Here is a 2,333-nt window from a genome sequence, read left to right on the forward strand (position 1 = left end):
GACGGTCGGCTCGGCCAACTGGAACGGCGGGCTGGTGGCGACGCGCCACCTGCTGGGCCTGGGTCACCGGCGCATCGCGGTGATCACCGGGCCGAACGACGTGATGTGCAGCCGGGCTCGCGTGGACGGGTTCCGGGCGGCGATGGACGAGGGCGGTGTCCGCCTGGACCCGAGCCTGGTGCGCAACGGCGACTTCTTCGTGGGCGGCGGCTACGGGCACGGGATGGACCTGCTCTCCCGCCCCGACCGTCCCACCGCCATCTTCGCGGGCAGCGACCTGCAGGCGATGGGGGTGCTGCGCGCAGCCCGGGAGCTGGGCCTGAAGGTGCCTGAGGACCTGTCGGTCATCGGGTACGACGACCTGCCGGTCAGCGAGTGGATCAACCCCGCCCTGACCACGGTGCGACAGCCCCTGCAGGACATGGCGGGAACCGCGACCCGCATGCTGCTGAGCCTGTCCCGCGGCGCTCCCCCACCGAACCCGCGGATCGACCTGGCGACCGAGCTGGTGGTCCGTCAGAGCACCGCACCCCCACCGCCCGGGTCCTGAGGCCCGTCGCGGATGGGAGGATCGGGCCCGTGCTGCACGTGATGTTCTTCGAGCCCCGCATCGCCGGGAACACCGGGGCGACCATCCGGCTGTCCGCCGCAACGGGGGCCCGGCTGCACCTGGTGGAGCCGTTGGGCTTCGAGATGAGCGAACCGCGTCTGCGACGTGCCGGCCTGGACTACCACGACCTGGCCCACGTCACCGTCCACCCCGACCTCGACGCGGCACTGGACGCGGTGCCCGGCTCCAGGGTGATGGCGTTCACCACCCAGGGCACGGCCCACCACACCGACGTGGAGTACCGGCCGGACGACGTGCTGCTGTTCGGGCCGGAGCCGACGGGCCTACCGCCTGAGGTGGTCGAGCACCCCCGGGTGACCGAACGGGTGCGGGTGCCGATGCTCGCGGGCCGGAGGTCGCTGAACCTCTCCGCCTGCGCGGCCGTCGCCGTGTACGAGGCGTGGCGCCAGCTGGGGTTCGACGGCGCGGTATGAGACGTCGCGGTATGAGACGTCGCTGAGACGGCCGGAGCCCGGGCCCCCGCAGGGACCCGGGCTCCGGAGTCGCGTCGTACCGGTGTCAGCCGGTCAGTCCTTGGCCAGGACCACGCGCTCGTTGGGCACGCAGTGGGTCATCACCAGGTCGGTGACGTCCCGCGGGCCGTTGGCGCCGAGGTTCTTCAGACGCTCCAGCTCGTCCTCGGACAGCGTCTGCGAGGCCAGCGGGGGCAGGTCGCGCACCTCGTCGACCGTGATGCCGAGGCCGTCGCCGATGCGCGCACCGAGCTCGTCGTCGCACAGGTAGAAGTGCCAGACCATGCGCTCCTGGACCTCACGGGCGGCCTGGGAGATGAGGTCGACGAGGTTGTGGACCAGGTCGTCCTTCTCCCATTGCTCCATCAGCTGGTAGCGCTGACCGGCCTGGGTGTAGTCGTTGGTCCGCGGGATGCGGGCACGGGTCAGGTGCCCGACGATCTCCGGGCCCTGCACGTCGTGCGTGGGGTACTGGGCCTCGCGCAACCCCCCGGTGATGGACGGCTCGTAGTTCACGTGCGGGTTACCGCCCGTCGAGTCGACCTGGTACTGCATCTGCCCACCCTGCTGGTTGGTGTGCACCGGGGCCTTGGGCTGGTTGACCGGCAGCTGCAGGTAGTTGGGGCCGACCCGGTACCGCTGGGTGTCGGAGTAGGAGAACGTCCGGCCGACGAGCATCTTGTCGTCGGAGAAGTCCAGGCCGTCGACCAGCACGCCGGTGCCGAACGCGATCTGCTCGTTCTCGTTGAAGTGGTTCGCCACGTTCCGGTTGAGGACCATCGTGCCGACGGTCTTGGGCGGGAACTGGTTCTCGGGCCACACCTTGGTGTCGTCCAACGGGTCGAAGTCGAGCTCGGGGTGCTCGTCGTCGCTCATGAGCTGCACACGCAGCTCCCACTCGGGGTAGTCGCCGTTCTCGATGGCCTCGTACAGGTCCTTCGAGGCGTGGCCCAGGTCACCGGCCTGGATCGCGGCGGCGTCGGCCTCGGTGAGGCTCTTCACCCCGGCCTTGGGGATCCAGTGGTACTTCACCAGGTGGGTGAGGCCCTCGGCGTTGACCCACTTGTAGGTGTTCACGCCGAAGCCCTGCTGGGTCCGGTAGTTGGCGGGGATGCCGCGCGGGGAGAACAGGTTGACCAGCATGTGCATCGACTCGGGCGTCTGCGACATGAAGTCGAAGATGCGTGCCGGCTCCTGGCGGAACGTCACCGGGTCCGGCTTGAGGGAGTGGATGACGTCGGGGAACTTGA

3 protein-coding genes are annotated in these 2,333 nt (G+C 69.7%); 2 read left to right on the plus strand and 1 reads right to left on the minus strand.

Annotated features, from left to right (window positions below):
• Both N869_RS14500 and N869_RS14505 read left to right on the plus strand, forming a co-directional pair.
• On the plus strand, window positions 1-550 hold a 550-nt coding region (locus N869_RS14500; protein ID WP_035062758.1), incomplete at its 5' end, for a substrate-binding domain-containing protein.
• A 29-nt stretch (window positions 551-579) separates the two neighbouring features.
• On the plus strand, window positions 580-1,044 hold the full coding sequence (locus tag N869_RS14505; protein ID WP_232229798.1) for a tRNA (cytidine(34)-2'-O)-methyltransferase: 465 nt from the start codon (window positions 580-582) through the stop codon (window positions 1,042-1,044).
• Window positions 1,045-1,137: 93 nt separating this feature from the next.
• Here the strand turns inward: N869_RS14505 and N869_RS14510 are convergent.
• On the minus strand, window positions 1,138-2,333 hold a 1,196-nt coding region (locus N869_RS14510), incomplete at its 5' end, for a catalase (RefSeq protein ID WP_035062759.1).

Origin of the sequence: Cellulomonas bogoriensis 69B4 = DSM 16987 (assembly GCF_000767165.1) — a bacterium.
Classification (GTDB): domain Bacteria; phylum Actinomycetota; class Actinomycetes; order Actinomycetales; family Cellulomonadaceae; genus Actinotalea; species Actinotalea bogoriensis.